Origin of the sequence: Streptomyces sp. NPDC007983 (assembly GCF_042958345.1) — a bacterium.
In the GTDB taxonomy this organism is placed as follows: Bacteria; Actinomycetota; Actinomycetes; order Streptomycetales; family Streptomycetaceae; genus Streptomyces.
This window is the reverse complement of the sequence record NZ_JBIBJI010000006.1, coordinates 231,743-257,431: the sequence shown is the minus strand read 5'-3', so window position 1 is coordinate 257,431 and position 25,689 is coordinate 231,743. Positions and strand designations below refer to the sequence as shown.

The following is a 25,689-nucleotide window of genomic DNA, read 5'->3' as shown; positions in this document are numbered from 1 at the left end:
ACCAGTCAAGGTCCAGACCAAGCCGATGTGGGGTGTGTGCACCTGCCTCAGGTCTCGCGCTCCGGCACATAGGTCTCGGCGTCCAGGCCGAAGGTCCAGGCCACGCCCTCACGAGCGGTCCGGGTACGGGGCGGTACGCGCAGCCAGTACGTGCGGTGCGTACCGTCCGGCTCCGGCGTGGAGTTGACCACCTCGACCATCACCACCGGCTCGTCGGCGGCGAGGTCGATGCGCCACAGCACACCCGTCTCGTCCCGGTGCACGGGCTGCGCCCCGGACTCGTCGAGATAGCGGTCGTAGCCGTAATGCTCCAGCATCACCCGGCGCAGCTCCGCGTTCTCCTCGGCGCGGATCCGGTCCGGGGTCAGCTCGCCCAGCTGGTCGAGGAAGTCCGCGGGCACCGGCATGCCGCGCCAGGCGTACAGCGCGAAGCCGTCAGGGAAGGCGAGCGCGGGACCGTCGCCGCGGTCGAGGCGGCCCGCCTCGTCGCGGTGCAGCTCGACCGGGCGCTCCGCGACCACCACGGCCTTCTCGTACGGCCACCACCAGCCCGCGGCGCGGGCTACCGCGGCCGGTCCGGCGAGCCCGTTGCCGAGATCGTCGGGACGACCGCCGTCGGTGACGGAGGCCAGCCAGGGCGCGTCGTGCTGTCCCAGCACCGCGTCCAGCAGGGCGAGCCGGACGGCCGTCTCCTGGTCCGCCCTGACCGTGCCCGCCCCTTCCGTCAGGGTCTCGATGACACCGGTGCGGATGCGCTCGGTCAGCGCCCGGGTGACGTCCCACAGCGGCGCCCCCGTCAGCGCCCAGCGCTCGGCCCACCCGGCCGGGCCCAGCGCGGTGTGCGCCCGCTGCCGGGCGCGCGCCCAGGGACGGGTGCGCACCGCTTCCCGCACCGAGGAGCCCGCGGCGCCCGCCACCGGCTCCACCCCTGCGGCCGCCAGCGCGTCGGCGGCCCGCTCGGCGACCTCGCCCGGCAGCCCCTCCGCCTGCCCGGCGAGCAGCAGCGCGGCCGCCGTGCCCGCGAGCGGCGAGCCGGTCCACACGATCCGCTCCGGCGGCTCCAGCCCTGCCGCCTCGTACGCCAGCCGGATGCCCGACTCGGCCGCCTCGCGGTCCGCGGGACCGGTCGCCGCGGCCACCGCGCGCCAGTGCGCGGTGCGGTCCCGGTCCTGGTCCTGGTCCTGGTCCTGGTCCTGGTCCTGGTGCGCGGGGTGCTCCGCGGTCTCCGTCAGGTTCATGGTCTCCGCCGCTGTCGTCGTCATTCGTCCTCGTCCCCCGCTCTCAGTCCGCCACGACGCGCACGGCGCCCGGCACGTACTCCCGCTGGCGCACCACCCGATACCACCCCTTGGGCAGCGGTATCGCCGCGTGCTCCTCGTGCACCACCCGTCCGCCGTCGGGGAGATGGAGGTACGAGGCGCCGAACGGCCCCGACTCGCGCACCAGCGTGCCCGGTCCGACCACCGCGTGCGCGTGCCCGGTCACCTCGCCGAGGGCCAGCACCAGCCGCCCCCGCCCGTCCCGGGGCTGCCGCGGCAGCGCCTCGGTGCCCGGCGGCAGCGACTCCCGTGCCACCGGCACGATCAGGACGTCCCCCTGTCGGTACATGCGCTCCCCTTCCCCGCCGCCCTCAACGCGGCCATAGCCGTCATCGGCCCACCGGTCACCCGGCGGCCGTCGATGGTCCTGACGTTACGCAGGGGGTCCGACAACGGCCCCTGGAGCGACTGTCGGTGGGACTTGGTACAACTCTTCGCACGCCTTTCGAAGACAGGCACGTCCGCTCGAGCCCACTGGGAGAACCCGCGCCATGAGCTACCCCGAACACCTGACGGAACTGCACGGACTTCCGGTGTACGACTTCCCGCTGCCCGACGAGGAGGACCCGCAGCCGCCCGAGCCGGAGATGGTGGCCTGGCGCATCTCCTACGACCCCTACTCCGAGGAGTCGGGCGAGATGTTCGAAGGCCGCTTCGAGCGCTTTCTGACCACGGTCGACGCCTCCCGGGTGCGGGCACTGATCATCGGTCAGTGGGGCGAGACGTACGACGATGCCGCCGGGATGGTCGTCGATCTGCTGGTGGCCGCCAAGGACCGGCTGACCTCCCTCGAAGCGGTCTTCATCGGCGACCTGGAGACGGAGGAGGCCGAGATCTCCTGGATCGAGCAGGCCGACCTGACACCCGTTCTGGACGCCTACCCCGGCCTGCGGGAGCTGAGCGCCCGCGGCAACGCCAGCCTGGGGTTCCCCGCCGTCAAGCACCAGAACCTGCGCAGGCTCCGCTTCGAGACCGGCGGGCTGCCCGGCGAGGTGGTGCGCGGGGTCGCCGAAAGCGACCTGCCCGCCCTGGAACACCTGGAGATGTGGTTCGGCGTCGAGGAGTACGGAGGCAATGCCTCCGTCGGCGACCTCGCCCCGCTGCTGTCCGGTGGCCGCTTCCCCGCGCTGCGCCATCTCGGCCTCCAGAACAGCGAGATCCAGGACGAGATCGCCGCCGCGGTCGCCTCGGCCCCGCTCCTCGCCCAGCTCACCTCCCTCGATCTGTCCATGGGCGTGCTCACCGACGAGGGGGCGTCGGCGCTGCTCGACGGCCAGCCGCTCACCCACCTGAAGCGGCTCAACCTGGACCACAACTACTTCTCCCCGGCGATGGAGCAGCGGCTGCGCGACGCCCTGGAGCCGTCCGGGGTGGAGCTCACGATGTCCGAGAAGGGCCACGAGTACACGCACGCCGACGGCGACGTACAGCGCTACACGGCCGTCGCCGAGTGATGACCTCCGCGCATCCGAAGACACCGGACATCAGGACCTATGTGAGGAGTGCCCGGCCGTGGTCGACGACTATCTGGAGTCCTTCGCCGGTCTGCCCGTCGCCGACTACACCGGCGGGGACACCGGAACCGACGCCGCCGATCTGCCGCCCGCCGATGCCGTCGCCTGGCGGATCGGCGCCTGGGACGACCGCCCGTTCGCCGAGCTGTGGGCGGCATTCCTGGACACCGTGGCGGCCGACCGCGTCCGCGCGGTGGTCATCGGCAGCTGGTGGGGCAACGGCGACTACTCCGATGTACGTCCGGTGCTCGACGCCCTGATCGCGTCCGCGGACCGGCTGCCCGCGCTGCGCGGGCTGTTCCTCGCCGATGTGACGCCCGAGGAGTGCGAGCTGTCGTGGCTGCGGATGGACGACGTCACGCCCGTTCTGGAGGCGTACCCGCGGCTGGAGGAGTTCGTGGTGCGCGGCTGCGGCTCGGGAGGTCTCGCCTTCCGGCCGGTGCGCCATGAGCGGCTGCGGGTGCTGCGGTTCGAGTCCGGCGGGCTGCCGGGCGAGATCGTCCGCGCGGTGGGCGCGAGCGAGCTGCCCCGGCTGGAGCACCTCGCGCTGTGGCTGGGGGTGGAGGAGTACGGCGGCGATGCCACGGTCGCCGATCTCGCGCCGGTCCTCTCCGGCGCACGCTTCCCCGAGCTGACCCATCTCGGGCTGCAGGACAGCGAGATCCAGGACGAGATCGCCACCGCCGTCGCCTCCGCGCCGGTCGTGGCCCAGCTCGCCTCGCTCGCCCTGTCCTTGGGCACGCTCGGCGACGCGGGCGCCGAGGCCCTGCTCACCGGCCAGCCGCTGACCCATCTGCGGGCGCTGGACCTGCATCACCACTATCTGTCCGACGTGATGATGCGGCGGGTGTGCGACGCGCTGGAGCCGTCCGGGGTCGAGGTGGACGTCTCGGAGCAGGAGGAGCCGGACTGGGACGACGGCGTCGACGGTGAGGAGGAATACCGCTATGTCGCCGTCTCCGAGTAGTCCACACGGCCCGGACGGCCCGCGGCTCGCGGTAGTCGGCAACCCCGGCCACCGCCGGGTGGAGCTGTTCGCCGACGCCGCCCTGGCCGCCGGGCTGGCCGCGCCCCGGCTGCTGGCCTGGCGCGATGTGCTGTGCGGCGGCGCGGAGTTCGAGCCGGGCGAGACCGTGCGGATCGAGTCGCCCGGCGAGGACCACGAGGTGGACGAGCTGCTTCGGGGCGCCGGGGACCCCACCCGGGTCGAGGGCACCGCCCGCTGGTACGCGCGGTTCACCGAGGCCGTACGGGGCGTCGCGAAGGCCGCGCGCACGGCGGGCGCGACCCTGCTGGACGACCCCGGCGAGCTGGCCGTCCAGTTCGACAAGCGGCTGTGCCACGGGGTGCTGGACGCGGCCGGTGTCCCCGTGCCGTATTCGCCGACCTCCGGCCCGCAGGCGCCGGAGGTGCGCGGCTGGGACGATGTGCGGGCGGCGCTCGGCGAGGGCGGGATGCACCGTGCGTTCGTCAAGCTCGCGCACGGCTCGTCCGCCTCCGGAGTGCTCGCCGTCGAGTACGCGGGCCCCGGCCGCGTCCGCGCCACCACCTCGGTGGAGCGCGCGGACGACGGCTCGCTCTTCAACTCGCTGCGGGTGCGGCGTTATGACACGGAGCGGGAGATCGCCTCGATCCTGGACACCCTGGCCCCGGACGGGCTGCACATCGAGCGCTGGGTGCCCAAGGCGTCGCAAGCCAAGCGCGCCGCCGATCTGCGGGTGGTGGTGATCGGCGGCCGGGCGACCCACGCGGTCGTACGGACCAGCCGCTCCCCCATGACCAATCTCCACCTCGGGGGCGTGCGCGGCGATCTGGCCGCCGCCCGCGCCGCCGCGGAGGCGGCCGGGGTGGCGTGGAGCACGGTGCTGGGCACGGCGGAGCGGGCGGCGGCCCGCTTCCCGGGCACCCTGTGCGTCGGGGTGGATCTGCTGCCCGGCACCGGGTGGCGGCGGTTCGTGGTCGGCGAGGTCAACGCGTTCGGCGATCTGCTGCCCCGGCTGACCGGGCTGCCCGGCAGCGGCGCCGAGGGCCAGGACACCTACGCGGCGCAGATCGCCGCCGTGGTCCGCGCGCACGAGGAGGCCCGCCACGATGCCGCTGTCTGAGCCGGCACTGCCCGAACAAGCGCCGGCCGAACCGGCGCTGCCCGAACAGGCTCTGCCCGAACAGGCCCTGGCCGAACCGGACATGAACGCGGTCGTGGGCAGCCATGATCTGCTGCTGGTCACCCTCGACACCCTGCGCTACGACGTCGCCGCCGAACTCGCCGCCGCCGGCCGCATCCCGAACCTGACCGCCCGGATGCCGGGCGGGGCCTGGGAGGAGCGGCACGCGCCCGGCAGCTTCACCTACGCCTCCCACCAGGCCATGTTCGCCGGTTTTCTGCCCACCCCGGCCCGGCCGGGCCCGCACCGGCGGCTGTTCGCGGCGCGCTTCGCGGGCAGCGAGACCACGGCCGAGGGCACCTACGTCTACGACACCCCGGACCTGGTGACCGGGCTCGCGGCAGCCGGGTACCACACGGTGTGCATCGGCGGCGTCGGGTTCTTCACCAAGCGGAGCCCGATGGGCTCGGTGCTGCCCGGTTACTTCCAGGAGAGCCACTGGGAGCCGGAGTTCGGCGTCCCCTCCCCCACCTCCTTCGAGGCGCAGATGGCGCGCGCCGAGCAGGTGATCGGAGGCCTCGCCCCGGACCGGAGGCTGTTCCTCTTCGTGAACGTGTCCGCGCTGCACCAGCCCAACTGGTTCCACCTGCCGGGCGCGACCCGCGACAGCGGTGACTCGCGCGCCTCCCACGCCGCCGCGCTGGAGTACGTCGACCGCCACATCGGCCGCCTCTTCACCGCGATGGGCGGCCGCGGCCCCGGCTTCGCGATCGTCTGCTCCGACCACGGCACGGCGTACGGCGACGACGGCTACACGGGCCACCGGCTCGGCCATGAATCCGTCTGGACCGTGCCGTACACCCACTTCTTCCTTGGGACCCGATGAACACCGCGATCAACCCTGCCACCAGTGCCCCGGCCGTCCGCCCGTACCAGTCGTACGTCTACGCCTATCCGCACAAGACCGCGTACCACGCGCTGACGGACCGCCCCGCGCTGCGCGCGCTGTGGGCGGACGAGCCGAAGGACGCGCTGTCGCTGTATCTGCACATCCCGTTCTGCGAGGTGCGCTGCGGCTTCTGCAATCTCTTCACCCGGATCGGCGCCCCGGACGGCCTCACCACGGCCTATCTGGACGCGCTCGAGCGGCAGGCGGACGCGGTGTCCGATGCCCTCGGGGACGGTGCCCGGTTCGCCGCCGCGGCCTTCGGCGGCGGCACCCCGACGTTCCTGGAGGCGGCCGAGCTGGAGCGGCTGTGCGACATCGCCGAGAAGCGGATGGGCACGGACCTGGCCGCCGTGCCGCTCTCCGTCGAGGCGTCCCCGGCCACCGCCACCGCCGACCGGCTCGCCGTGCTCGCCGCGCGCGGTACGACCCGGCTGAGCCTGGGCGTGCAGAGCTTCGTGGACACGGAGGCACGTTCGGCGGTCCGGCCGCAGCGCCGGGCCGATGTCGAGGCCGCGCTGGCCCGGATCCGGGAAGCGGGCATTCCCGTCCTCAACATCGATCTGATCTACGGCATCGACGGCCAGACCGGGCACAGTTGGCTGCGCTCCCTGGACGCGGCCCTCGCCTGGCGCCCCGAGGAGCTGTATCTCTACCCCCTCTACGTCCGCCCGCTGACCGGCCTCGGCCGCAAGGGAGCGACGGAGAGCGAGGCGGAGTGGGACGCGCGGCGGCTGCGGCTGTACCGGCTGGGCCGGGACCATCTGCTCGGACGCGGCTATGAGCAGGTCTCGATGCGCATGTTCCGCCGCGCGGACGCGCCCGCGACCGGCGGCGAGGACCACGCCTGCCAGACGGACGGCATGATCGGCCTGGGCTGCGGCGCCCGCTCCTACACCTCCGGGCTGCACTACTCCTTCGACTACGCGGTCGACATGCGGGAGATACGCGGCATCATCGACGACTACGTGTCCCGCCCCGCGGCCGACTTCGCCCGCGCCGAGCACGGCCGGGCGATCACCGGCGACGAGGCCCGCCGCCGCCATCTGCTGCAGTCCGTGCTGCAGGCCGAGGGCCTGGACGTGGCCGCGTACCGGGCGCGGTTCGGCGCCGATCCGGCCGGGGACTTCCCCGAGGAGCTGGCCCGGTTCGCCGCGCGCGGCTGGCTGGATCCGGCCGCGGGCCCCGGGCGGCTGAGGCTGTCGGCGGAGGGCCTGGCGCACTCCGACGCGCTCGGCCCCGAGCTGTTCTCCCCCGCCGTGCGCGCCGCGATGGCCGCGTACGAGGCGAAGTGATCGCGGGGGGCGGCGCCGTGGACCTGACGATCCTGTACCGGGGCCCGCTGGCCTCGTGCGACTACGACTGTCCGTACTGCCCGTTCGCCAAGCGGCGCGACAGCCGGGAGGCGCTGCGCGCCGACCGGGCCGCGCTGGAGCGCTTCACGGCATGGGCCCGGGAGCAGTCGGGCGACCGGCTGTCGGTGCTGTTCACGCCGTGGGGCGAGGGGCTGACGCGCTCCTGGTACCGCCGCGCGCTCACCGAGCTGAGCCGTCTTCCGCACGTCGAGCGGGTGGCGATCCAGACCAATCTGAGCTGTCGCACCGACTGGACGGCCGAGGCCGACCGCGACACGCTCGCGCTGTGGTGCACGTACCACCCGGGCCAGACGCCGTACGACCGGTTCCTGGCCAAGTGCGGGGAGCTGGCCGCGCGCGGGGTGCGCCACAGCGTGGGCATCGTCGGTCTGCCCGGCCATCTCGACCAGGCCCGCAGGCTGCGGGCCGAGCTGCCCGAGCAGGTCTATCTGTGGGTGAACGCGGCGGAGGGCCACACCTACACGGACGCCGAGGCCGCCGACTGGACGGCGCTCGATCCGCTCTTCGGCTACAGCCGCCATCCGCACCGGAGCGCCGGTCTGCCGTGCCGGACCGGCGCCTCGGTGATCTCGGTGGACGGTGACGGCACGGTGCGCCGCTGCCACTTCGTCGCTACGGAGCTGGGCAATCTGTACGACGGCTCGTACCGCGCGGCGCTGCGGCCCCGGGCCTGTCCGCTCGCGGTGTGCGACTGCCACATCGGCTACGTCCATCTGGAGTCGCTGCCGCTGTACGACGTGTTCGCGGGCGGGGTCCTGGAGCGGATCCCCGCCACGCGCGTTCAGGAGGTCTTGCGGCCCACCCCGCCGTAGATGCCGATGGGCGCGAGCGCCCCGGCGTCGGGCGGCGGTCCGTCCGGCCGCCACAGCGGCGCCCGCACCAGCCCCGGTTCGAGCATCGTGAACCCGTCGAAGAACGGGACGATCTCGGCGTGGCCGCGCAGTCTCAGCGCGGCGGTGGACTTCCGGTACACCTCGTCGGCCACCTGGTCGGGGCCGTGGAAGTCCAGGGTTCCGTGGCTGATGACCAGATGGCTTCCGGGGACCATCGGTTCGGTCAGGGTGGCGATGATTCCCGCCGGGTCCTCCGCGTCCGAGACGAAGTGGAGGACCGCGACCAGCAGCAGCGCCACGGGTTCGGCGAAGTCGATGTGGTCGCGCACCGCCGGATGCGCCAGGATGTCGGCGGGTCTGCGCGCGTCGGCCAGCGCGAAGTGGGTGCCGGGGGTGCTGGTCAGTTTGGCGTCGGCGTGCGCGGCGACGATCGGGTCGTTGTCGATGTACACCACCCGCGTCTCCGGGGCGATCTCCCGGGCCACCTCATGGGTGTTGGGCGAGGTCGGGATGCCCGTACCGAGGTCGATGATCTGGCGTACGCCGCTTGCCACCACCGTGCGGACGGCGCGCAGCAGGAACTCGCGGTTGGCGCGGGCGCTGTCGACGATGTTCGGGGACTGCCCGATGATGTGCTCGGCGGCCTCGCGGTCGATCTCGTAGTTGTCCTTTCCTCCCAGGTAGTAGTCGTACATCCGGGCCGGATGCGGTTTGCTGGTGTCGATGTCCTGGCCGGATATCCGGGCGCCGGGTATGCGCGAGGCGGATAATCGCCGGCCGGCTAATCGCTGATCCGCTGGCCTCTGGTCGGCTGATCTCTGGTCGGTCACACCATTTCCCCTTGTCGATCCCCCTCGTTGCCCTTCGGTCGCGCGGGCGTCACAGGAGCAGGAAGTCGGCCTCGCCCGCCTTCGCCCCCTGGATGAAGCGCTTCATCTCCAGGTGCGTGTAGATCAGGGCCGGTCCGTCCGGGTCGGTCGACTGGCGCAGCGCCACCCGGCCGTCCTTCAGCCTCATCGCCTCGACGCAGCTTCCCCCATTGCCACCGCTCCACGGCTTGTACCAGCCCTCGGAACCGAGGTCCCTGGCCGGCATGCCGCTGTAGACGCGGCTCCCGCATATGCGATCCATCGTTCAGATCTCCTTGCGAATGCCACTCAGAATGGCCTGAGTGGTCTGTGCAGGCGCGGCCTGCGCGCACATCCGGTCCAGGGCCTCCAGGAACGCCGAGACATCATCGCGCTGGTCGAAGTAGGAGCCGCTCACGAGCGTCTCCGTATACGCGATATCGGGCAGTTCCGGGATCGGGAACCGGAAGATATGGAAGGGGCCGTACATCGCCGGGTGCGGGCCGGCGTCGAACGGCATGACCTGCAGTCTGACCTGGGGTGAGTCGGCGACCTCGAGCAGCCGGCCGATCTGGGCCCGCATGGTCTCGGGCCCGCCGATGGGACGGCGCAGCACCGTCTCGTCCATCACGACCCACAGCATCGGCGGATCGGGGCGGCGCAGCAGGGCCTGCCGCTCCATCCGCAGCGCGACGTTGCGCTCGATCTCGGTCTCGGGGGCGTGCGCCATGCCCGCGCGGAGCACCGCGCGGGCGTAGTCCTCGGTCTGCAGCAGCCCGGGGATGTAGTGCGGCTCGTAGGCGCGGATGAGGTTGGCTTCCACCTCAAGGCTCACGAACGTGTTGAACCAGTCGGGCAGGACGTCCCGGAACCGGTGCCACCAGCCGTTCTTGTTGGCCTCCTTGGCAAGGGAGAGGAAGGCCTCGACTTCTTCGGGGTCGGTGACGCCGTACGTGCGCAGCAGCTTCTCGACGTACGGGAGCTTCAGGCCGACCTCGGCCTTCTCCATGCGCCGGATCGTGGCATGGGTGACGTCGAGGGCCCGCCCGGCCTGTTCGAAGGACAGCCCGGATTTCTCGCGAAGGTCCTGGAGTCGCTTGCCGAGCACGACCCGCAGGACGGTCGGGGCACCACCCGACCGCGCATCCGCCACTATCGTCCCCCTCCACTTACTGTCACAGCACAGCAGTCTGGCACGGGCTCAGCTTTCGGAACAGTCTGTCCTTGCGATTCTGTAATTTACAGACTGAACCTTGTCACAAGCGATCGTGACAGAGCATAGTGTGACCGTGGCTCCTTCCTACGAGGCTCTCCGGTTAGGGCACAGCGGCTCGACGGTCGCTGCGTGCCTTCAGGACGCGTTTCGTCTCCCGGCGCTGAGCACGTCCGTCGCGGAGGCGAGAAGGCATGTCGTCCTGCGGCTGCGCTCGTGGGGTGTCGACCAGGACACCCGCGACAGCGCCGAACTCGTGGTCTCCGAGCTGTTCACCAACGCGGTCCGCCACACCTCCAGCGATGAGGTGCGCTGCTCGTTGCAGCTGATGGGGACCCGGCTGCGCCTCGAAGTGGCCGACCAGGGCTGTGCCCGTACGGTGCCGCAGGCGCGGTCGTCGGTGAGCGTGGATCAGGAGGGCGGACGCGGGCTGATGCTGGTGGAGGCCCTGTCCCAGGCGTGGGGCGTACGGCCCCACACGGGCGGCACCGGCCGCGCCGTATGGGCCTACCTGGCCTGACGGGCCAAAACGCCGAAAGACCAAAGCCCATCAGCGCAGCGGCAGCAGGTCCGGGCGCTTGGGCTCGACGTGGTCGCCCGAGGACACCCCGCGCAGCCGCCGCCCGATCCAGGGCACCAGATACTCCCGCGCCCAGTGGACGTTGTCCCGGCGCACCTCGGCGGGAGTGCGCTGCCCCTCGTCCGGCCACGGCTGGTCGGGGTCGGCGGGCACCTCGAGACCGAGCACCTGACCGGCCCGCAGCGCGACCCGGGTGTGTCCGTCGGCCGACAGATGGAGCCGGTCGTCGTCCCAGGCCCGCCGGTCCTGCACCGAGCGCAGCGACCACAGGTCGAGCACCGGGCAGTCGTAGCGGTCGGCGATCGCCCGCACATGCGCCGTGTACGTGGCGATCTTGCCCCGCAGATGGCGGAGCACCGGGATCCCGCGGGTGTCGAAGCCGGTGCACAACAGCACGGCGGGCACCCGGGAGGTGAGGTCGGCGACGGCGGCCTCGTAGCGCCGGGCGACATCGTCGGGGTCGCTGCCGGGCCGCAGGATGTCGTTGCCGCCCGCGCAGAAGGTGACCAGGTCGGGACCGAGGTCGATCGCGCGCGGCACCTGCTCCTCGACGATCTGGTCCAGGAGCCGGCCGCGCACGGCGAGGTTGGCGTAGCGGAAGTCGTGTTCGGGCCGCTGGTCGGAGAGAAGGACGGCGAGCCGGTCGGCCCATCCGATGTAGACACCGTCCGGGCCCGGGTCGCCGACGCCCTCGGTGAAACTGTCCCCGATGGCTGCGTACGACCCGATCACGCCACTGCTGAGTCTTTGCGAATCGTCTGCCACATCCGGACATCATTCACCCCGACACGTGACCTACGCCACCGTAACCAGCCCTTGACCAGGGGTGAGTTATCCCACCTGGTCAGTTCGGCGGAGGTGGAATACGGCGGCGTCCAGGTCGCCGCGCAGCCCGGTGCGCAACCCCCGATGGCCCAGCACCGCGCCGCGGTGGACGGTTCCGGTGGCCAGGTCCTCGTACGCCGCGGCCGGGTCCAGGCCGCGCAGCCGCAGCGGGGGCTGGGGTTCGCCGTAGCCCTGCGCGTGCAGCCACGCCAGCACCACGGTCTCCCCGCCGCGTACGTACTGCACCGCGCCGAGCCCGCCGCCGCCCGGTGGCCGCAGCCGGTACTGCTCACCGTGCTGGACGACGGGCCGGATCCGCTTGTAGAGCGCCACCCAGTCGCGGGCCTCGGTGAGTTCGGCCTCGCTCCACTTCGTCAGGTCGCCGCCGACGCCCAGCACCCCGGCCATGGCGCTGACGAAGCGGAAGCCGAGCCCGCTGCGGCGCTGGTTGCCCATCACGTTGGGGCTGTCGGTGACCCAGGCGGCCATCACCCGGGCCGGGTGCAGCTGGCTGAAGCCGTGCTGGATGGCGAGGCGGTCCAGCGGGTCGGTGTTGTCCGAGGTCCACACCTGGTCGGTGAGGCCGAGGATGCCCAGGTCGATCCGGCCGCCGCCGCCCGAGCAGGACTCGAAGGCGACTCCGGGGTGGGCGGCGCGCAGCCGCCCCAGCAGTTCGTACAGCCCGCGGACGTGCTCGATGCCCAGCCGCTGCGGATACGGGTCGCCGGGCCAGCCGGGGTCGGTGAAGGAGCGGTTGAAGTCCCACTTCACATAGTCGATGGGGGCGCTGCTCAGCAGGGTGTCCAGCCGTTCCCACAGATACGCGCGGACGTCGGGCCGGGCGAGGTTCAACACCAGCTGGTTGCGGAACTCGGTGCGGGTGCGGCCGGGGTGGTGCTGCACCCAGTCGGGGTGCGCGCGGTACAGGTCGCTGTCGGCGTTGACCATCTCCGGCTCGACCCAGATGCCGAACCGCATGCCCAGCGCGTGCACCTCGTCCGCGAGGGGCTTCAGCCCGTGCGGGAAGCGGTCCGGGTTGGGGGTCCAGTCGCCGAGCCCGGCCCGGTCGCTGGTACGGGCCCCGAACCAGCCGTCGTCCACGACGAACAGCTCGACCCCGAGACCGGCGGCGAGCCGGGCGAGCGAGCGCTGCTGCTCCTCGCTCACCTCGAACTCGGTGGCCTCCCAGGAGTTGTAGAGGACGGGCCGCTCCCGGTCCGCGCCGGGGATGACGTGGGCGAGCTGCCAGGCGTGCCAGCCGCGGCTCGCGGCCCCGAAGCCGCGTTGAGTCCACAGACCCGCGAAGACGGGGGTGGTGAACGACTCGCCGGGGGCGAGGAGCAGCAGCCCAGAGTCGTCGTACCCGGCGCCGCCGACGGTCTGTACGGTGCCGTCGGCGAGCCACTGGACGGCGATCCGCCAGGACCCGGACCAGGCGAGCGCGCAGCTGTGCACCTCGCCGCTCTCCTCGGTGGCCGTGCCGTCGTCGATCGCGATCCACGGCAGATGCTGATGGCTGGTGTGGCCGCGGCGGCTGCCGATGACCTTCTCGCCGGGGGTGAGGTCGGTGCGGGCGAGCCGGCTCTCGGCGGCCCACCGCCCGTACAGATGGCTCAGCCGCCGGCGGTCGCCGACCGGCAGCGACCAGGCGGCGGAGTCGGCGCGCAGCAGTTCCAGCGGGGCGTCGTCCGGGGTGCCGGTGTGAGTGAGAGTGGTCCAGCGCTCGATGACGTCGCCGTCGTCCCGCATCCGGTAGTGGAGGGTGATGTCGAGGTGGTGGAGCGGGTCGTGGAAGCGCAGCCGCAGCTCGTCGCCGCTCGTACTGTCGACGCTTGCGTCCTCGAAGCGCCACTCCGTGCCCCGTACGCCCGCCGCGCGGACGGACAGGGCGGGGCGTACGAAGCGCGGGCCGCCCTCCACCGGGTACTCCTCGCGCCCGTCCAGCGGTGATTCGAACCCTCGCTCAGCGGGCAGGGGTTCGGCGGCGAGGGCCTCGGCGTCCGGGACCGTGAGGCGCGGGCCCCAGTGGAGGTGGAGCAGGGTGTCCTCGTCGGTGAGGTGCAGGGCGTAGCTGCTGTATCGCCCCGAAAGCAGCCAGAGCCGACCGTTTCCGCCGATTTCAATCATCACACATCCCCAATTCCCCACAGGTGCCAACATCATCGGGCAGCGTTCCGCGCACGGCAATGGCTCCGCTCACGGTCGGCAGAACTGATTGCAGCAGGAACGCAATGTCGTATGGTCAGCAGAGCCCGCCTCGTCGACGAGCGGCGCGGCGGCCGATCGTGAGGAGCGCCCGTGACGCAGCCGTCGCCGCAGGTCCCGCAGGCCGAACCCGAGCTGGTGGGGGTACGCAACTTCCGCGACGTCGGCGGTCTGCCGACCGTCGACGGCCGGCGCGTACGGCCCGGCGTGCTGTTCCGCAGCGGCCACCTCGCCCATGCCACCGACAGCGACGCGGCCTTCCTCGACTCGCTCGGCCTGCACACGGTCTTCGACTTCCGCAACGCGGCCGACATCAAGCTGGAGGGCCCGGACGTCTCGCTGACCGGCGTACGGAACGTGAACCTTCCGCTGTCCGATCCGGCCGACGGCGCCGGGTTCTGGACCATGGTGCGCGAGGGCGACCTCAACACCCTGCGCGAGCTGCTGGACGACGGGCGCGCCGAGCGGCGGATGATCAACGCGTACCGGGCCATCATCACCAGCCGCATCGTCGAACACGGCCGGGTGCTGGGTGCCATGGCGGAGGACAGCTCCCCCGTACTGATGCACTGTTCCGCGGGCAAGGACCGGGCCGGGCTTTCGATCGCGGTGACGCTGCTCGCGCTCGGGGTCGAGCGGGACGCGATCGAGGCCGACTATCTGGAGTCGGCCGCCGCCCACCGGCGCTACAAGATCTGGCGCAAGGGCAATCCGTCGGACGGGTCCGACCCCATGTCCCCGGAGGTGCTGTCGCTGCTGAGTCCGCTCTTCGACGCGCGCCCCGCCTATCTGGCGGCGGCGTTCGAGACGATAGAGGACACCTGGGGCGGCACCGAGCGCTATCTCACCGAGGGGCTGGGGCTGACCGCCCCGCAGCGGATGCGGCTGCGGGACCGGCTGCTCACCGGCTGACGCCCCAGGGGCTGTCGGCCCCGGCCTCGGGCTCGGTGACCCAGCCCGCCGTCAGTACCAGACCGGTGGCCCGGTGCACGGCCAGGAAGCCGAACGGGCGGTCGTAAACGACCTTGACCAGCCTGGCCTTCCGCTGCGGCGGGGCCGACCCCGGAGCCATGGAGAACGCGGTCACGGCCGCCGCCCAGAAGCCCTCGGCGCTGAACGACGCGGTCATGGACTGCTGACCGGAGGACAGCGCCAGCGGGCTCGGGCTGATCCCCGGGAAGTGGCCGCGGGAGGTGTCCTGCGCGGTGCGCAGCCCGAACAGCTCCGCGTGCCGCAGCAGATCGTGCCGTGCGGTCACGGTGAACTGCGGGGTGGTGAGGACGAGCGAGGGGGTGGCGTCCCAGCTGACGGCCTCCATGACCGTGACGCCGGGCCCCGCCTCGCCCCACGCCAGCGCCGAGCCTCCCCACCCCGGGTACTCCCCGGCCACCGCGCCGATCCCGGCCTCCAGGACCCGGCCGCCCGGTACGTCCTCGGCGCCCAGGACCAGGTGGACGTCGATCCCGTTGCCGCCCGCGACCCCCGACAGGGTGAGCGGCCCGGCCGGGGTGTCGGGCACGACCCGCAGCACCCCGTCGAGGTCGCCGGTCTTCCGGGTGAGCCCGGCCAGCGACCGGTCCCGCCACGGGCCGTCCTGCGGCCGCAGGAACCCCGGCTGGAACGGCTGCTGCCAGGCCGTCCTCACCGTGAGCGCCCCGGCCAGCACCAGCTGGGTGACGGGCGTCAGCGGCACCGGCATCCGGTCGATCGCGCCATCGGTGCACCGGAAGGCCCAGGCGTCCAGCTCCTTGCCGTCGCGCTCGGTGTCGCCGCTCAGCACACCCCGTACGCCCCGCGGCAGCTCCGCCTCCCACTCGGGCCGCACCGGCAGGTCGTGGCGGGTCCACAGTCCGGTGGCCGCCGCGACGCCGTCCATCGCGGCCATCGTCTCGACGACCTCGCGGCCGAGCGCCGTGGCGCCGTCCGCGCCGCCCGCGCCGACGCCGAGCGCGTCCTCCAGCTCGCCGCGCGCCGGGCCGCCGGCCGCGCCCGCGAGCAGGGCGAGCAGCGGCCAGGCCCCGGCGCCGGTGAGGACGGTGGACTCCGCGCCGCTCACGGCGGCCCGCGCCCATCGTCCGGTCAGCGCGTTGACGGCCCCCACGGCGGTCGCGTCGGTCATCGCCGGTCCCCCATCTGATCAGCTGGTCAGCGGTTGGCCACCGCCTGCTTGACGAGGGTCCGGCCGAACTCCCACATCAGGCCGCCGCCCCCGTGTGCGTCATCCATGACCGCTGTGAACGCCTCGACGAAGCGGTCCACTTCCCGCTCGCCGATGATCAACGGCGGGATCAGCTTAATCACCTCCAGATGATCGCCGGAGACCTGGGTGAGGATGCGATGCCGCTGGAGCAGCGGCGCCACGACCATCTGCGCGAACAGGCCCTTGCGCGCGGCCTGCAGCATCGACCAGCGGCTGCGCAGCCCCAGCGAGACCGGCTTGCCGAACTCGATGCCGATCATCAGCCCGCGGCCGCGGACGTCGTGCAGCAGCTCATAGCGGTCGATGAGCGCGGTGAGCCGGTCGCGCAGCACCTCGCCGGTGCGGCGGGCGTTGGCGACGATCTGCTCGTCCTCCATGACGGCGAGGACGGCGAGCCCCGCCGCCATGGCCTGGGCGTTGGCGCCGAAGCTGGCCGAGTGCACCAGCACCCGGTCCATGGAGGAGTAGACCCGTTTGAAGATCCAGTCCTTGCCGAGGGTCGCGCCGACCGGGACGTAGCCACCGGACAGCGCCTTGGCCACGCACACCAGGTCCGGTTCGACGCCGTCCTCGTGGCTGTAGGCGAAGAAGTCCCCGGTGCGGCCGAGCCCCGTCTGCACCTCGTCGGCGATGAGCAGCGCCTTGTGGCGGTGCAGCAGCTCCTGCGCGGCGCGCAGGAAGCCCGGCGGCGCCTCGTGCACCCCCTTGCCCTGGATCGGTTCGACGACGAACCCCGCGACGTCCCCGCGCTTCAGCTCCCGCTCCAGCGCGCCCAGGTCGCCCATCGGGATCGCGGTGTCGGGCAGCAGCGGTGCGAAGCCGTCGCGGAAGCCCGTCTCGCCGTTGACCGACAGCGAACCGGTGGTGAGCCCGTGGAAGGCGTGCGCGCAGTAGAGGACGCGCGGCTTGCGGGTCGCGTAGCGGGCGAACTTGAGCGCCGTCTCGACGGCCTCCGTACCGCTGTTGCCGAAGAACACCCGGTCCAGGTGCGGGGCGTGGCCGAGCAGCCGCTCGGCGAGCAGCCCGGGCAGCGGCTGGCAGTCGAAGCGGGTCAGATCGGCCAGCGAGGCGTCCAGGACGTCGTGCAGCGCCTTGCGGACGACGGGATGGTGGCGGCCCAGGCCCATCACCCCGAAACCGGCGAGCATGTCCAGGTAGTCCTGGCCCTCGTCGTCCCAGAAGTACGCGCCCTCGGCCCGCTCGTAGACCTTGTCGAAGCCGATGGTGTGCAGCATCCGCGGCAGTTGGTGGTTGAGGTACCGGGTGTGCAGGTCATAGCGCTCGGACCCGCGCCCGGCCAGGAGCTTGCCCAGGTCGAAACCCGAGCGCTGCTCGGCTGCTGTCATGCGTCCCTCTCCTTGGCGTCGGCCTCCCCGGCGGCGGCGCGCACATCGATACGGGCCAGGGCCGCGCCGATCCGGCCCGCGATCTCGGCGGGGGTGAGTCCGATGTCGGCGAGCACTTCGCCGCGCTTGGCGTGCGGCAGGAACGCCTCGGGGATGCCGAAGGTCCGCAGCGGCAGGTCGACGTCGGCGTCCCGCAGCGCCTGGCCGATGGCCGCGCCCACCCCGGCGCTGCGCACGTTGTCCTCGACGACGGCCACCGCGCGGTGGCGGGCCGCGAGCGCGGGCAGCGCGGGGTCGACGGGCTTGACCCAGCGCGGATCGACCACGGTGCAGCCGATGCCGCGCTCGGCCAGCAGCTCGGCGGCGCGCAAGCCCACCGGTGCCATGACCCCGGCCACCACGAGCAGCACGTCGTCGCCGCGGCGCAGCACGTCCATCCCGCCGATCCGCTCCAGGGCCGCAATGGGCGGTCCCACCGACTCCTTGGGGAAGCGGACGACGGTCGGCGCGTCGTCCACGTCGATCGCCTCCCTCAGCTGGGCGCGCAGCTGGTCCGCGTCGCGCGGGGCGGCGATCCGCAGGCCCGGTACCACCTGGAGGACGGACATGTCCCACATGCCGTTGTGACTGGGCCCGTCGGTGCCGGTGACACCGGCCCGGTCGAGGACGAACGTCACCCCGCACTTGTGCAGGGCGACGTCCATCAGCAGCTGGTCGAAGGCGCGGCCCAGGAAGGTCGCGTAGACGGCGAGGACCGGATGCAGCCCGCCGGTGGCGAGCCCGGCCGCGGAGACCGCCGCGTGCTGCTCGGCGATGCCGACGTCCCACACCCGGTCCGGGTACGCCTCGGCGAAGTCCGCGAGGCCGACCGGGTCGAGCATCGCGGCGGTGAGGGCCACCACGTCGGGCCGCTCGGCCCCGATCCGCACCATCTCCTCGCCGAACACCGACGTCCACGACCGGCCGCGGGAGGGGATGAGGGGGGCGCAGGTGAGCGGGTCCATCGCGGCGACGGTGTGGAACCGGTCGGCCTCGTCCTCCAGGGCGGGCCGGTAGCCGTGGCCCTTCTCGGTGATGCAGTGGACCAGGACGGGGCCGTGGAACCGCTTGGCGCGGCGCAGCGCCGCCTCGACGGCCTCCGTGTCGTGCCCGTCGATCGGCCCCACGTACTTCAGCCCCAGGTCCTCGAACATGCCCTGCGGCGCGAAGGCGTCCTTGAACCCCTTCTTCGCGCCGTGCAGCGATCCGTACAGCGGCTGTCCGACGACGGGGGTGCGCTGGAGGACGTCCTTGCCCCAGGCGAGGAAGCGTTCGTAGCCGTCGGTGGTGCGGAGGGTGGCGAGATGACCGGCGAGGCCGCCGATGGTGGGGGCGTAGGAGCGTTCGTTGTCGTTGACGACGATGATCAGCGGGCGGTCGCGGGCGGCGGCGATGTTGTTGAGCGCCTCCCAGGCCATGCCGCCGGTGAGCGCGCCGTCGCCGATGACCGCGACGACATGGTCGGTGCGGCCGCGGATCTCGTTGGCCTTGGCGAGGCCATCGGCCCAACCCAGCACGGTGGAGGCGTGGCTGTTCTCGATGACGTCGTGCTCGGACTCGGCGCGCGACGGATACCCGGAGAGCCCGCCCTTGCCGCGGAGCTTGGAGAAGTCCTGGCGGCCGGTGAGCAGTTTGTGGACGTAGGACTGGTGGCCGGTGTCCCACAGGATGCGGTCCACCGGCGAGTCGAAGACGCGGTGCAGGGCTATGGACAGCTCGACGACGCCCAGGTTGGGGCCGAGATGCCCACCGGTCCTGGCGACGGCTTCGATCAGGAACTCCCTGATCTCCTGGGCGAGTGCGGCAAGCTCCTCCGTGGTCAGTGCTTTGAGGTCGTGCGGGCCCCGGATGTTCTCCAGCAGCGGCATGCTCGGTTCCCCTCCTCGGGTGTCAGCCCACGGCGCTCTCGCGGGCCGCGCGCAGCGACTCCTTGAGCGAGCCCATGGTGGCCAGGACGGCGGTGGGCTCGTAGCCGCAGTGGGCCATGCAGTTGTCGCAGCGCGGGTCCTTGCCCCGGCCGTACTTGTCCCAGTCGGTCTCCTCGATCAGCTGGCGGTAGGTGGGCACGTACCCGTCGCTCATCAGGTAGCAGGGCCGCTGCCAGCCGAAGAGCGAGTAGTTGGGGATGCCCCAGGCGGTGCACGGGAAGTCGGTCCTGCCCTCCAGGAAGTCCAGGAAGAGCGGGCTGTGGTTGAGCCGCCAGCGCCTGCGGTTGCCGCCCGCGAACGCCTTCCGGAACAGCTCGCGGGTCTGCTCGACCCCCAGGAAGTGCTCCTGGTCGGGCGCCTTCTCATACGCGTAGGCGGGCGAGATCATCATCTCGTCCACCTTGAGGTCGTCATTGAGGAAGTCGAGTACCTCGACGATGGTCTGCGGGGTGTCGGTATTGAAGAAGGTGGAATTGGTGGTGACCCGGAAGCCGCGCCGCTTGGCCTCTCTGATCGCCGCCACCGCCTCGTCGAACACCCCCTCCTTCGCCACCGACGCGTCATGCCGCTCGCGCAGCCCGTCGATGTGCACGGCGAACGCGAAGTACGGGGAGGGGGTGAAGTTGTCCATCTTCTTGCGCAGCAGCATCGCGTTGGTGCACAGGAAGACGTACTTCTTCCGTTGCACCAGCTGCCGGACGATCTCGTCGATCTGCGGATGCATCAGGGGCTCACCGCCGGCGATGGAGACCATCGGAGCGCCCGACTCCAGCACCGCGCCGACCGCCTGCGCCACCGGCATGCGCTGCTTGAGCACCCCCGCCGGATGCTGGATCTTGCCGCAGCCCTCGCACTTGAGATTGCAGGCGAACAGCGGCTCCAATTCCACGATCAGCGGGAACTTGTCCCGGCGCTTGAGCACCTTCTGGTCAAAGAGATACGTCGCGACCCGGATGGTCTGGCGGAGCGGCATGGCCATCTAGCTCACCTCCTGGGAGCAAAGAGGAACGGTGCCAATCGAAAAAAGCGGGAAGAACAGTTCGTAGTACCCGGAAAGCCGATATTCCACCGCGCAGCGTCCCGATGCGGACCAGCTCATGTTCAGGAGCGTCCACGATCACCCGGACGGCCGCAACCGGGCGTGCGCCACCGCGCACCGCGCTGCGCAGGGTGGCGGCGGACTCCATGTCCACCGCGATGGCGCCGGCGGCGTGCAGACCGGCCCGCTCCGCGCCCCGCACCACATGGTTGGAGCCGACGACGGGCCCGATGTGAACGGTGCGCCCGGCGCCCCCGCCGGCCCGCCGGGCATGGCGGGCCAGCGCCTCGGCGAGGAGGCGGCTGCCGTGGCACGGGGTGCGACCGGCCGGGTCGCGGGTCTCGTCGGCCACCACCAGGTCCCCCGGGTGCATCCCCGGCGCCAGACCGGCGCAGAAGCCGGTGGCGACGACGGCGGTACGGACCGCCCGGCCCGGCGCCTCGGCCAGCGCGCGGCGCACGGCCCGCTCGGCCGCCTGCGGTCCCATGCCGGTGCGCAGCACCGTCACCGGCCCGGCGGCGGCGCCGAGACCGGCCCCTCGCAGCGCGAACCGCTCGATGCCGAGCGCGCAGGCGATCAGCAGCGGGGCGCCGCCGGTGTCGGGGGCCGGTCCGGAGGCCATCACGTCCTCCGCGGCCGCGCGCCGGTGGCCTCGCCGCTCACATAGCGCCCGAGCGCGGTGAGCGGGAAGACCAGCCGGTACAGGTGGTAGTTGATGGAGAAGTCCCAGGGGAAGCCGGTGCCGGTGAAGTACGGCTCGTCCCAGGAGCCGTCCTGCTCCTGGGTGGCCGCGAGCCAGCCGACCGCGCGCTCGACCGCCTTGCTCTCCCGCTCCCCCGCCGCCAGCAGCGCCAGCAGCGCCCACGCGGTCTGCGAGGCGGTGGAGGCGCCGCGCCCCATCCACTCGGGGTCGGGATACGAGCGCTGGTCCTCGCCCCAGCCGCCGTCCTCGTTCTGCACGCTCTCCAGCCAGCGCACGGCCCGCCGGACGGCCGGGTGGGAGGCCGGGATTCCGGCGGCGACCAGGGCGGGGACGACGGAGCCGGTCCCGTACACATAGTTGGTGCCCCAGCGGCCGAACCAGGCGCCGCTCGGCTCCTGCTCGGCCAGCAGCCAGCTGATGGCGCGCCGGGTGCGCGGATCGCGGGCGCCGCCCTCGTGGGCCAGCATCTCCACGACATGGGCGGTGACATCGGCCGACGGCGGATCGATGACCTCGCCGAAGTCGCAGAACGGCAGCCGGTTGGGCAGCGGGCTGGTGTTGTCGACGTCGAACGCGCCCCACGCCCCGTTACGGGACTGCATGCCCAGCGTCCAACGCACCCCGCGCCGCACGGCCGACGCGACCCGGTCGGGCTGGGGGTGGTCGACGCGGCGCAGCGCGAGGATGACCTCGGCGGTGTCGTCGATGTCGGGGTAGTTGTCGTTGTGGAACTCGAACGCCCAGCCGCCGGAGGCGAGCCGGGGCCGCTTGACCGACCAGTCGCCGGGCCGGTCGATCTGCTCGGCGAGCATCCAGTCGGCGCTCTTGACCAGGGCGGGGTGGTCGGGGGCGAGTCCGGCGTCGGCGAGCGCGATGACGGCCAGACAGGTGTCCCAGACCGGGGACTGACAGGCCTCGATCATGCGGCTGCCGTCGTCCCGCCAGACGGCGAAGCGGTCCAGCGAGTCGAGCCCGGCGCGCATCACCGGGTGGTCGAGGTCGTAGCCGAGGAGGTGGAGCGCGATCACGGAGTAGACGGCGGGCGGCTGGATGCCGCCCCAGCAGCCGTCGTTCTCCTGCCGCTCCACGATCCAGCGGGCGCAGGAGCGCAGCGCTGCCCGGCGCAGCGGCCGCAGGGCCACCTTGCGGTACAGGTGCAGGGCCCGGTCCAGCCGCTGGAAGGCGCCGTCCCAGGAGGCGAGGGGGGCGGCGGGGCGCGGCGGGTTCGGCCTGCGCGGGTCGGCGTGGAGTTCGTCGAGGGAGAACGGGGCGGGGCGCACCGGGCGCTTCGCGGAGACGATGGTGAGCGGCACGATGGTCTGCCGCGCCCAGCAGCCGAAGTCGTACAGGTTGAGCGGCAGCCACGCCGGGAAGTAGATGATCTCCGGTGGCAGCTCGGGCAGGTCCTCCCACCGCCACCAGCCGAAGAGCGCCAGCCAGATGCGGGTGAAGACGCGGCTGCAGGCCACCCCGCCCTGGTCGCGCACCCACGCCGAGGCGGCCGCCATATGGGGCGCGTCGGGGGCGTCACCGGCCAGCCGGAGGGCGACGTACGCCTCGATGGTGGCGGACAGCTCCGGCGGGCCGCCGTGGAAGGTGGCCCAGGTGCCGTCCGCGCCCTGCTGGGAGCGGATGTGGCGGGCGGCGGCGGCGAGCACGTCGGGCTTCTGGATGCCGAGGAACTGCCGGAGCATCAGGTCCTCGGCGTCCATGGTGACGTTGGTCTCCAGGTCGCCCTTCCACCAGCCCTGCTCGTCCTGGCGGGAGAGCAGGTGCCGGACCGCGCGGGCCGTCGCCTCACGGGCGAGAGTTAATGTCTCGGATTCGGATGACTCGGACGGTTGGACGGTTGTCGCTGTCATGGCTTCCCCTCTGCAGTGTGATCTGCCGTCGTTGGGGCTTCCGTCGACCGGCACCGGGCTGGTGCCGGCCGGCGACTGCGAGCCTGGTCCTACGGGCCTAGGGCCTGGCGCGGTCGGTTGTGATCATCTCTCCCGGACGACGACGAAGTCCGCGAGCGCCACGAACTGATCTCGTACCTCGCCGGGCATGTCCACCTCGTCGAGGGCCTCGATGGCCTTCGCGTACTGCCGGCGGGCCTCCTGCGAGGTCCAGTCCCGGCCGCCCGCCTCCTCGATCAGCGCGGCGCGGGTCGCGAACTCCTCCTCGCTGAAGTCGGCGAACTCGTCCTCCGGCTTGTGCGCGTCGGCCGCGAGGATCTGGGCCAGGTCCTCGGAGGCCCGGCCCCCGGCGGCGAGGGCCGCGACCACCGGGAGCGACTTCTTGCGCTGCCGCAGGTCGCTCCAGGTCTGCTTGCCGGTCGCGACCGGATCGCCCCAGATGCCGAGCACGTCGTCCACGGCCTGGAAGGCGAGGCCCAGGTGGTAGCCGTAGCGCTCCAGGGTGTCGGCGGCGCGGTCGTCGGCGCCGCCGAGGACGGCGCCGATGGAGGCGGCGCAGGCGAGCAGGGCGCCGGTCTTGTTGCCCTCCATCTCCAGGCACTCCTCGACGGTGACCCGCTCCCGGTGCTCGTAGGAGATGTCCTGCGCCTGGCCGTCGATCAGCTTGCGGGTCGCGGAGGTGAGCCGGCGGGTGGCCCGCCCCGCCTCCACGGTGCCCAGCTCCAGCAGTATTTCCCCGGCGAGGGCGAAGAGCGCGTCCCCGACCAGGATCGCCTGGGCCGGTCCGTGGACCTTCCACACGGTGTCGCGGTGGCGGCGCTGCTCGTCACCGTCCATCAGGTCGTCGTGCAGCAGCGAGAAGTTGTGCACCAGCTCGACCGCGACCGCGCCGGGCACCCCGACCTCCGGGTCCGCTCCGGCAGCCTGCGCGGACAGCAGCGCGAGCGCCGGGCGCACCGCCTTGCCGCCGTCACCCGCGGCGGGGTGGCCGTCGGCGTCGATCCAGCCGAAGTGGTAGGCGGCGACGGTGTCCATGGGCGGGGCCAGCCGGTCCACCGCCGAGCGCAGCACCGGCGTGGCAAGCGTACGGCCGCGCTCCAGCAGCGCGATGACGCCTGCGGAGTCGACAGCTGGGGTCGCCGGGGTCACGGTCTCTCCTCTGGTTTCTGTGGTGGTGCTCATGCCGCCTCCTTGGGCGTCCCCCCGCCGACGGCGGGAAGCGGAATCACATGCGGGCGGCCGGTTTCTGAGAGCGCCGCGCGGGCCGCGGTGAGCCCGCTGCGCACGGCGCCCTCCATGGTCGCGGGCCAGCCGGTGGCGGTCCACGCACCGGCCAGGTACAGGCCGGGCGCGTCGGTGGGGGCGCCGGGCCGCAGCCGCCCGACGCCGGGGACCGGGGCGAACGTCGCGGTGCGCTCCCGGGTGACGAAGAAGTCCCGTACCCGCGCGCCGCGGGCGCCCGGCAGCAGCCGCTCCAGCTCCGGCAGGTAGCGGGCGCGCAGCTCGGCGACCGGGCGGTCGATGTCGTCCTGGGCGGCGGACTGGGACACCGCCAGGTACTGGCTCTCCCCGGCCCCCGGCGCGTCCCGCAGCCCCGAGGCGTCCGTGCGGTCGAAGACCCACTGGACGGGGCTGCCGAGCGCGGCGAAGAACGGGCGGCGCAGCACGGTGCGGTCGTAGACGACATGCAGGTTGAGGATGGGCGCGGTGCCGATCCGCAGCAGCCGGTCCGGGTCGTCGAGGGCGCCGTCGGGCAGCAGGGCGTGCGCGTCCCGCTGCGGTACGGCGAGGACGACCGTGTCCACCGGCTCGTGGAGCGGGCCGCGGTCGGTGTGCGCGGTCCAGCGTCCCTCGGCGGCGGTGACGGCGGTGACCCGGGTGCGCAGCTCGGTCGTCACGCCCGCCGCGTCCAGGGCGGCGCGGGCGAGGGTGTCGTGCAGCTCGCCGAGCGGGGCGCGGGCCCAGCCGATGTCGGCGGCACCGGCCTCGGAGAGCAGCCCGGTCTTGAAGACCATCGCGGCCAGGCCCAGCGAGGCGTCCCCGGCGGTGGCGTTGAGCGTGGCCACGCCCACCAGGTCCCACAGGGCCTCGACGGCGCGCGGCGACTGGCCGTGGCGGCGCAGCCAGCCCGCGAAGTCCTCCGCGTCCAGCGCCGGGTCCAGCGGGTCCAGCCGCCCCAGGGCGAGCGCGGCGCGGCCCACCCGGGCGCGCTCGGCGAGCGAGAGGTGGGGGTAGGTGGCGAGGCTCGCGGCCAGGTGCAGCGGCACCGGCAGGGCGGTGCGGCGCAGCCGGCCGAGCCGCCGCCCGGGCCGCGCGGCGGCGTCCACGACGGGTACGTCCAGCCGGCCCTGCAGCGGGGCGAGCCGGGTGGCGCCGACCCGGTCCAGGAACCACTGGTAGGCGGTGCAGCAGCGCAGGTAGACGTGCTGCCCGTTGTCGACGGTCAGCTCACCGGCCGGTGAGGGGCGGCGGAAGGAGAAGGCGAGCCCGCCGAGCCGGGGGCGCCCTTCGAGCAGCGTGACGCGCACACCGGCGTCGGCGAGGGCGAGCGCCGCGGTGGTCCCGGCGATCCCGCCGCCGATCACCACCGCCGTCCGGGCCCCTCCGGTGTGCTCGCTCACCTGTGCGTGCGGGTCACGGACGAGCGCGGCCGCCCCCTCGGGGCGGCCTGCCGGGTCCGGTTCCGGGCGGTCGGCGGAGTGTGCGGTGCGGGCTGTCATGTGTTCACCCCCTCGGGTGAACACGACGCGGCGCGGGCCTGCGAGGTTG

At 72.7% G+C, this 25,689-nt stretch carries 23 protein-coding genes; 8 read left to right on the top strand and 15 right to left on the bottom strand.

The features are described from left to right. Positions 1 to 47: 47 nt before the first annotated feature. Both ACFZCY_RS20930 and ACFZCY_RS20925 read right to left on the bottom strand, forming a co-directional pair. Positions 48 to 1,262: a DUF6745 domain-containing protein gene (locus ACFZCY_RS20930; RefSeq protein WP_391175049.1), complete on the bottom strand. Its 1,215-nt coding sequence runs from the start codon at positions 1,260 to 1,262 to the stop codon at positions 48 to 50. A gap of 19 nt (positions 1,263 to 1,281) precedes the next feature. Next, complete coding sequence (locus ACFZCY_RS20925; protein ID WP_361479096.1) at positions 1,282 to 1,608, bottom strand: hypothetical protein; 327 nt, start codon at positions 1,606 to 1,608, stop codon at positions 1,282 to 1,284. Between the two features lie 202 nt (positions 1,609 to 1,810). Between ACFZCY_RS20925 and ACFZCY_RS20920 the strand changes: the two genes are divergently transcribed. The 6 genes from ACFZCY_RS20920 (at position 1,811) to ACFZCY_RS20895 (ending at position 8,072) form a co-directional block, all read left to right on the top strand. Then, positions 1,811 to 2,773 carry an STM4015 family protein gene (locus ACFZCY_RS20920; RefSeq protein WP_391175046.1) on the top strand — a complete coding sequence of 321 codons (963 nt, stop codon included), beginning with the start codon at positions 1,811 to 1,813 and terminating at the stop codon, positions 2,771 to 2,773. A 58-nt stretch (positions 2,774 to 2,831) separates the two neighbouring features. Further along, a complete protein-coding gene (locus ACFZCY_RS20915; protein WP_391175043.1) occupies positions 2,832 to 3,800 on the top strand; it encodes an STM4015 family protein in 969 nt (322 codons plus the stop codon). Next, entirely contained in the window at positions 3,781 to 4,938 is a 1,158-nt protein-coding gene (locus tag ACFZCY_RS20910) for an STM4014 family protein (RefSeq protein ID WP_391175040.1), read from the top strand. Before ACFZCY_RS20915 ends, ACFZCY_RS20910 begins: the two co-directional genes overlap by 20 nt. 82 nt (positions 4,939 to 5,020) lie before the next feature. Further along, positions 5,021 to 5,824: an STM4013/SEN3800 family hydrolase gene (locus ACFZCY_RS20905; protein ID WP_391175944.1), complete on the top strand. Its 804-nt coding sequence runs from the start codon at positions 5,021 to 5,023 to the stop codon at positions 5,822 to 5,824. Then, positions 5,821 to 7,179: an STM4012 family radical SAM protein gene (locus ACFZCY_RS20900; protein WP_391175036.1), complete on the top strand. Its 1,359-nt coding sequence runs from the start codon at positions 5,821 to 5,823 to the stop codon at positions 7,177 to 7,179. The genes ACFZCY_RS20905 and ACFZCY_RS20900 overlap by 4 nt, the downstream gene beginning before the upstream one ends. 17 nt (positions 7,180 to 7,196) lie before the next feature. Next, the gene (locus ACFZCY_RS20895) at positions 7,197 to 8,072 is read left to right on the top strand and encodes an STM4011 family radical SAM protein (protein WP_391175034.1); all 876 of its coding nucleotides are present in this window, start codon (positions 7,197 to 7,199) and stop codon (positions 8,070 to 8,072) included. On the opposite strand, the gene ACFZCY_RS20890 is transcribed toward ACFZCY_RS20895, so the two are convergent. The 3 genes from ACFZCY_RS20890 to ACFZCY_RS20880 all read right to left on the bottom strand — a co-directional run bounded on the left by ACFZCY_RS20890 (position 8,042) and on the right by ACFZCY_RS20880 (position 10,094). Continuing rightward, complete coding sequence (locus ACFZCY_RS20890; RefSeq protein ID WP_391175941.1) at positions 8,042 to 8,788, bottom strand: SAM-dependent methyltransferase; 747 nt, start codon at positions 8,786 to 8,788, stop codon at positions 8,042 to 8,044. The genes ACFZCY_RS20895 and ACFZCY_RS20890 overlap by 31 nt on opposite strands. A gap of 184 nt (positions 8,789 to 8,972) precedes the next feature. Continuing rightward, positions 8,973 to 9,224, bottom strand: coding sequence for a DUF397 domain-containing protein (locus tag ACFZCY_RS20885; RefSeq protein WP_391175031.1), 252 nt, complete (start codon positions 9,222 to 9,224; stop codon positions 8,973 to 8,975). 3 nt (positions 9,225 to 9,227) lie between these two features. Further along, on the bottom strand, positions 9,228 to 10,094 hold the full coding sequence (locus tag ACFZCY_RS20880) for a helix-turn-helix transcriptional regulator (protein ID WP_055557431.1): 867 nt from the start codon (positions 10,092 to 10,094) through the stop codon (positions 9,228 to 9,230). Between the two features lie 136 nt (positions 10,095 to 10,230). Between ACFZCY_RS20880 and ACFZCY_RS20875 the strand changes: the two genes are divergently transcribed. After that, entirely contained in the window at positions 10,231 to 10,674 is a 444-nt protein-coding gene (locus ACFZCY_RS20875; protein WP_234357236.1) for an ATP-binding protein, read from the top strand. A 30-nt stretch (positions 10,675 to 10,704) separates the two neighbouring features. On the opposite strand, the gene ACFZCY_RS20870 is transcribed toward ACFZCY_RS20875, so the two are convergent. Continuing rightward, positions 10,705 to 11,499, bottom strand: a complete 795-nt coding sequence (locus ACFZCY_RS20870; protein ID WP_391175026.1) for a GDSL-type esterase/lipase family protein — start codon at positions 11,497 to 11,499, stop codon at positions 10,705 to 10,707. A gap of 66 nt (positions 11,500 to 11,565) precedes the next feature. After that, positions 11,566 to 13,686, bottom strand: a complete 2,121-nt coding sequence (locus ACFZCY_RS20865) for an alpha-galactosidase (protein WP_391175023.1) — start codon at positions 13,684 to 13,686, stop codon at positions 11,566 to 11,568. 171 nt (positions 13,687 to 13,857) lie between these two features. Between ACFZCY_RS20865 and ACFZCY_RS20860 the strand changes: the two genes are divergently transcribed. After that, positions 13,858 to 14,676: a tyrosine-protein phosphatase gene (locus ACFZCY_RS20860; protein WP_391175021.1), complete on the top strand. Its 819-nt coding sequence runs from the start codon at positions 13,858 to 13,860 to the stop codon at positions 14,674 to 14,676. Here the strand turns inward: ACFZCY_RS20860 and ACFZCY_RS20855 are convergent. The 8 genes from ACFZCY_RS20855 to hpnE form a co-directional block, all read right to left on the bottom strand. Then, complete coding sequence (locus ACFZCY_RS20855) at positions 14,666 to 15,883, bottom strand: serpin family protein (RefSeq protein ID WP_391175018.1); 1,218 nt, start codon at positions 15,881 to 15,883, stop codon at positions 14,666 to 14,668. The two genes, ACFZCY_RS20860 and ACFZCY_RS20855, sit on opposite strands and share 11 nt — an antisense overlap. 26 nt (positions 15,884 to 15,909) lie before the next feature. Further along, complete coding sequence (locus ACFZCY_RS20850; RefSeq protein ID WP_391175015.1) at positions 15,910 to 17,310, bottom strand: aminotransferase class III-fold pyridoxal phosphate-dependent enzyme; 1,401 nt, start codon at positions 17,308 to 17,310, stop codon at positions 15,910 to 15,912. Next, entirely contained in the window at positions 17,307 to 19,217 is a 1,911-nt protein-coding gene (gene dxs, locus ACFZCY_RS20845; RefSeq protein ID WP_391175012.1) for a 1-deoxy-D-xylulose-5-phosphate synthase, read from the bottom strand. The genes ACFZCY_RS20850 and dxs overlap by 4 nt, the downstream gene beginning before the upstream one ends. Positions 19,218 to 19,239: 22 nt before the next feature. Next, the gene (hpnH, locus tag ACFZCY_RS20840) at positions 19,240 to 20,256 is read right to left on the bottom strand and encodes an adenosyl-hopene transferase HpnH (protein ID WP_055557423.1); all 1,017 of its coding nucleotides are present in this window, start codon (positions 20,254 to 20,256) and stop codon (positions 19,240 to 19,242) included. Next, positions 20,207 to 20,938: a 1-hydroxy-2-methyl-2-butenyl 4-diphosphate reductase gene (locus ACFZCY_RS20835; RefSeq protein ID WP_391175008.1), complete on the bottom strand. Its 732-nt coding sequence runs from the start codon at positions 20,936 to 20,938 to the stop codon at positions 20,207 to 20,209. The genes hpnH and ACFZCY_RS20835 overlap by 50 nt, the downstream gene beginning before the upstream one ends. Next, a complete protein-coding gene (gene shc / locus ACFZCY_RS20830) occupies positions 20,938 to 22,881 on the bottom strand; it encodes a squalene--hopene cyclase (protein WP_391175005.1) in 1,944 nt (647 codons plus the stop codon). The genes ACFZCY_RS20835 and shc overlap by 1 nt, the downstream gene beginning before the upstream one ends. Positions 22,882 to 23,004: 123 nt before the next feature. Continuing rightward, complete coding sequence (locus tag ACFZCY_RS20825) at positions 23,005 to 24,102, bottom strand: polyprenyl synthetase family protein (protein ID WP_391175002.1); 1,098 nt, start codon at positions 24,100 to 24,102, stop codon at positions 23,005 to 23,007. Next, positions 24,099 to 25,640, bottom strand: coding sequence for a hydroxysqualene dehydroxylase HpnE (gene hpnE, locus ACFZCY_RS20820; RefSeq protein WP_391174999.1), 1,542 nt, complete (start codon positions 25,638 to 25,640; stop codon positions 24,099 to 24,101). The genes ACFZCY_RS20825 and hpnE overlap by 4 nt, the downstream gene beginning before the upstream one ends. Between the last annotated feature and the right edge of the window lie 49 nt (positions 25,641 to 25,689).

What these genes read in the sequence shown, in the direction of transcription:
- ACFZCY_RS20885 (WP_391175031.1), bottom strand. Translation starts at nt 9,224, where the DNA reads ATGGATCGCATATGCGGGAGCCGCGTCTACAGCGGCATGCCGGCCAGG.
- ACFZCY_RS20855 (WP_391175018.1), bottom strand. Translation starts at nt 15,883, where the DNA reads ATGACCGACGCGACCGCCGTGGGGGCCGTCAACGCGCTGACCGGACGA.
- ACFZCY_RS20925 (WP_361479096.1), bottom strand. Translation starts at nt 1,608, where the DNA reads ATGTACCGACAGGGGGACGTCCTGATCGTGCCGGTGGCACGGGAGTCG.
- ACFZCY_RS20850 (WP_391175015.1), bottom strand. Translation starts at nt 17,310, where the DNA reads ATGACAGCAGCCGAGCAGCGCTCGGGTTTCGACCTGGGCAAGCTCCTG.
- ACFZCY_RS20920 (WP_391175046.1), top strand. Translation starts at nt 1,811, where the DNA reads ATGAGCTACCCCGAACACCTGACGGAACTGCACGGACTTCCGGTGTAC.
- ACFZCY_RS20835 (WP_391175008.1), bottom strand. Translation starts at nt 20,938, where the DNA reads ATGGCCTCCGGACCGGCCCCCGACACCGGCGGCGCCCCGCTGCTGATC.
- shc (WP_391175005.1), bottom strand. Translation starts at nt 22,881, where the DNA reads ATGACAGCGACAACCGTCCAACCGTCCGAGTCATCCGAATCCGAGACA.
- ACFZCY_RS20930 (WP_391175049.1), bottom strand. Translation starts at nt 1,262, where the DNA reads ATGACGACGACAGCGGCGGAGACCATGAACCTGACGGAGACCGCGGAG.
- ACFZCY_RS20910 (WP_391175040.1), top strand. Translation starts at nt 3,781, where the DNA reads ATGTCGCCGTCTCCGAGTAGTCCACACGGCCCGGACGGCCCGCGGCTC.
- dxs (WP_391175012.1), bottom strand. Translation starts at nt 19,217, where the DNA reads ATGCCGCTGCTGGAGAACATCCGGGGCCCGCACGACCTCAAAGCACTG.
- hpnE (WP_391174999.1), bottom strand. Translation starts at nt 25,640, where the DNA reads ATGACAGCCCGCACCGCACACTCCGCCGACCGCCCGGAACCGGACCCG.
- ACFZCY_RS20905 (WP_391175944.1), top strand. Translation starts at nt 5,021, where the DNA reads ATGAACGCGGTCGTGGGCAGCCATGATCTGCTGCTGGTCACCCTCGAC.
- ACFZCY_RS20890 (WP_391175941.1), bottom strand. Translation starts at nt 8,788, where the DNA reads ATGTACGACTACTACCTGGGAGGAAAGGACAACTACGAGATCGACCGC.
- ACFZCY_RS20900 (WP_391175036.1), top strand. Translation starts at nt 5,821, where the DNA reads ATGAACACCGCGATCAACCCTGCCACCAGTGCCCCGGCCGTCCGCCCG.
- ACFZCY_RS20865 (WP_391175023.1), bottom strand. Translation starts at nt 13,686, where the DNA reads ATGATTGAAATCGGCGGAAACGGTCGGCTCTGGCTGCTTTCGGGGCGA.
- hpnH (WP_055557423.1), bottom strand. Translation starts at nt 20,256, where the DNA reads ATGGCCATGCCGCTCCGCCAGACCATCCGGGTCGCGACGTATCTCTTT.
- ACFZCY_RS20825 (WP_391175002.1), bottom strand. Translation starts at nt 24,102, where the DNA reads ATGAGCACCACCACAGAAACCAGAGGAGAGACCGTGACCCCGGCGACC.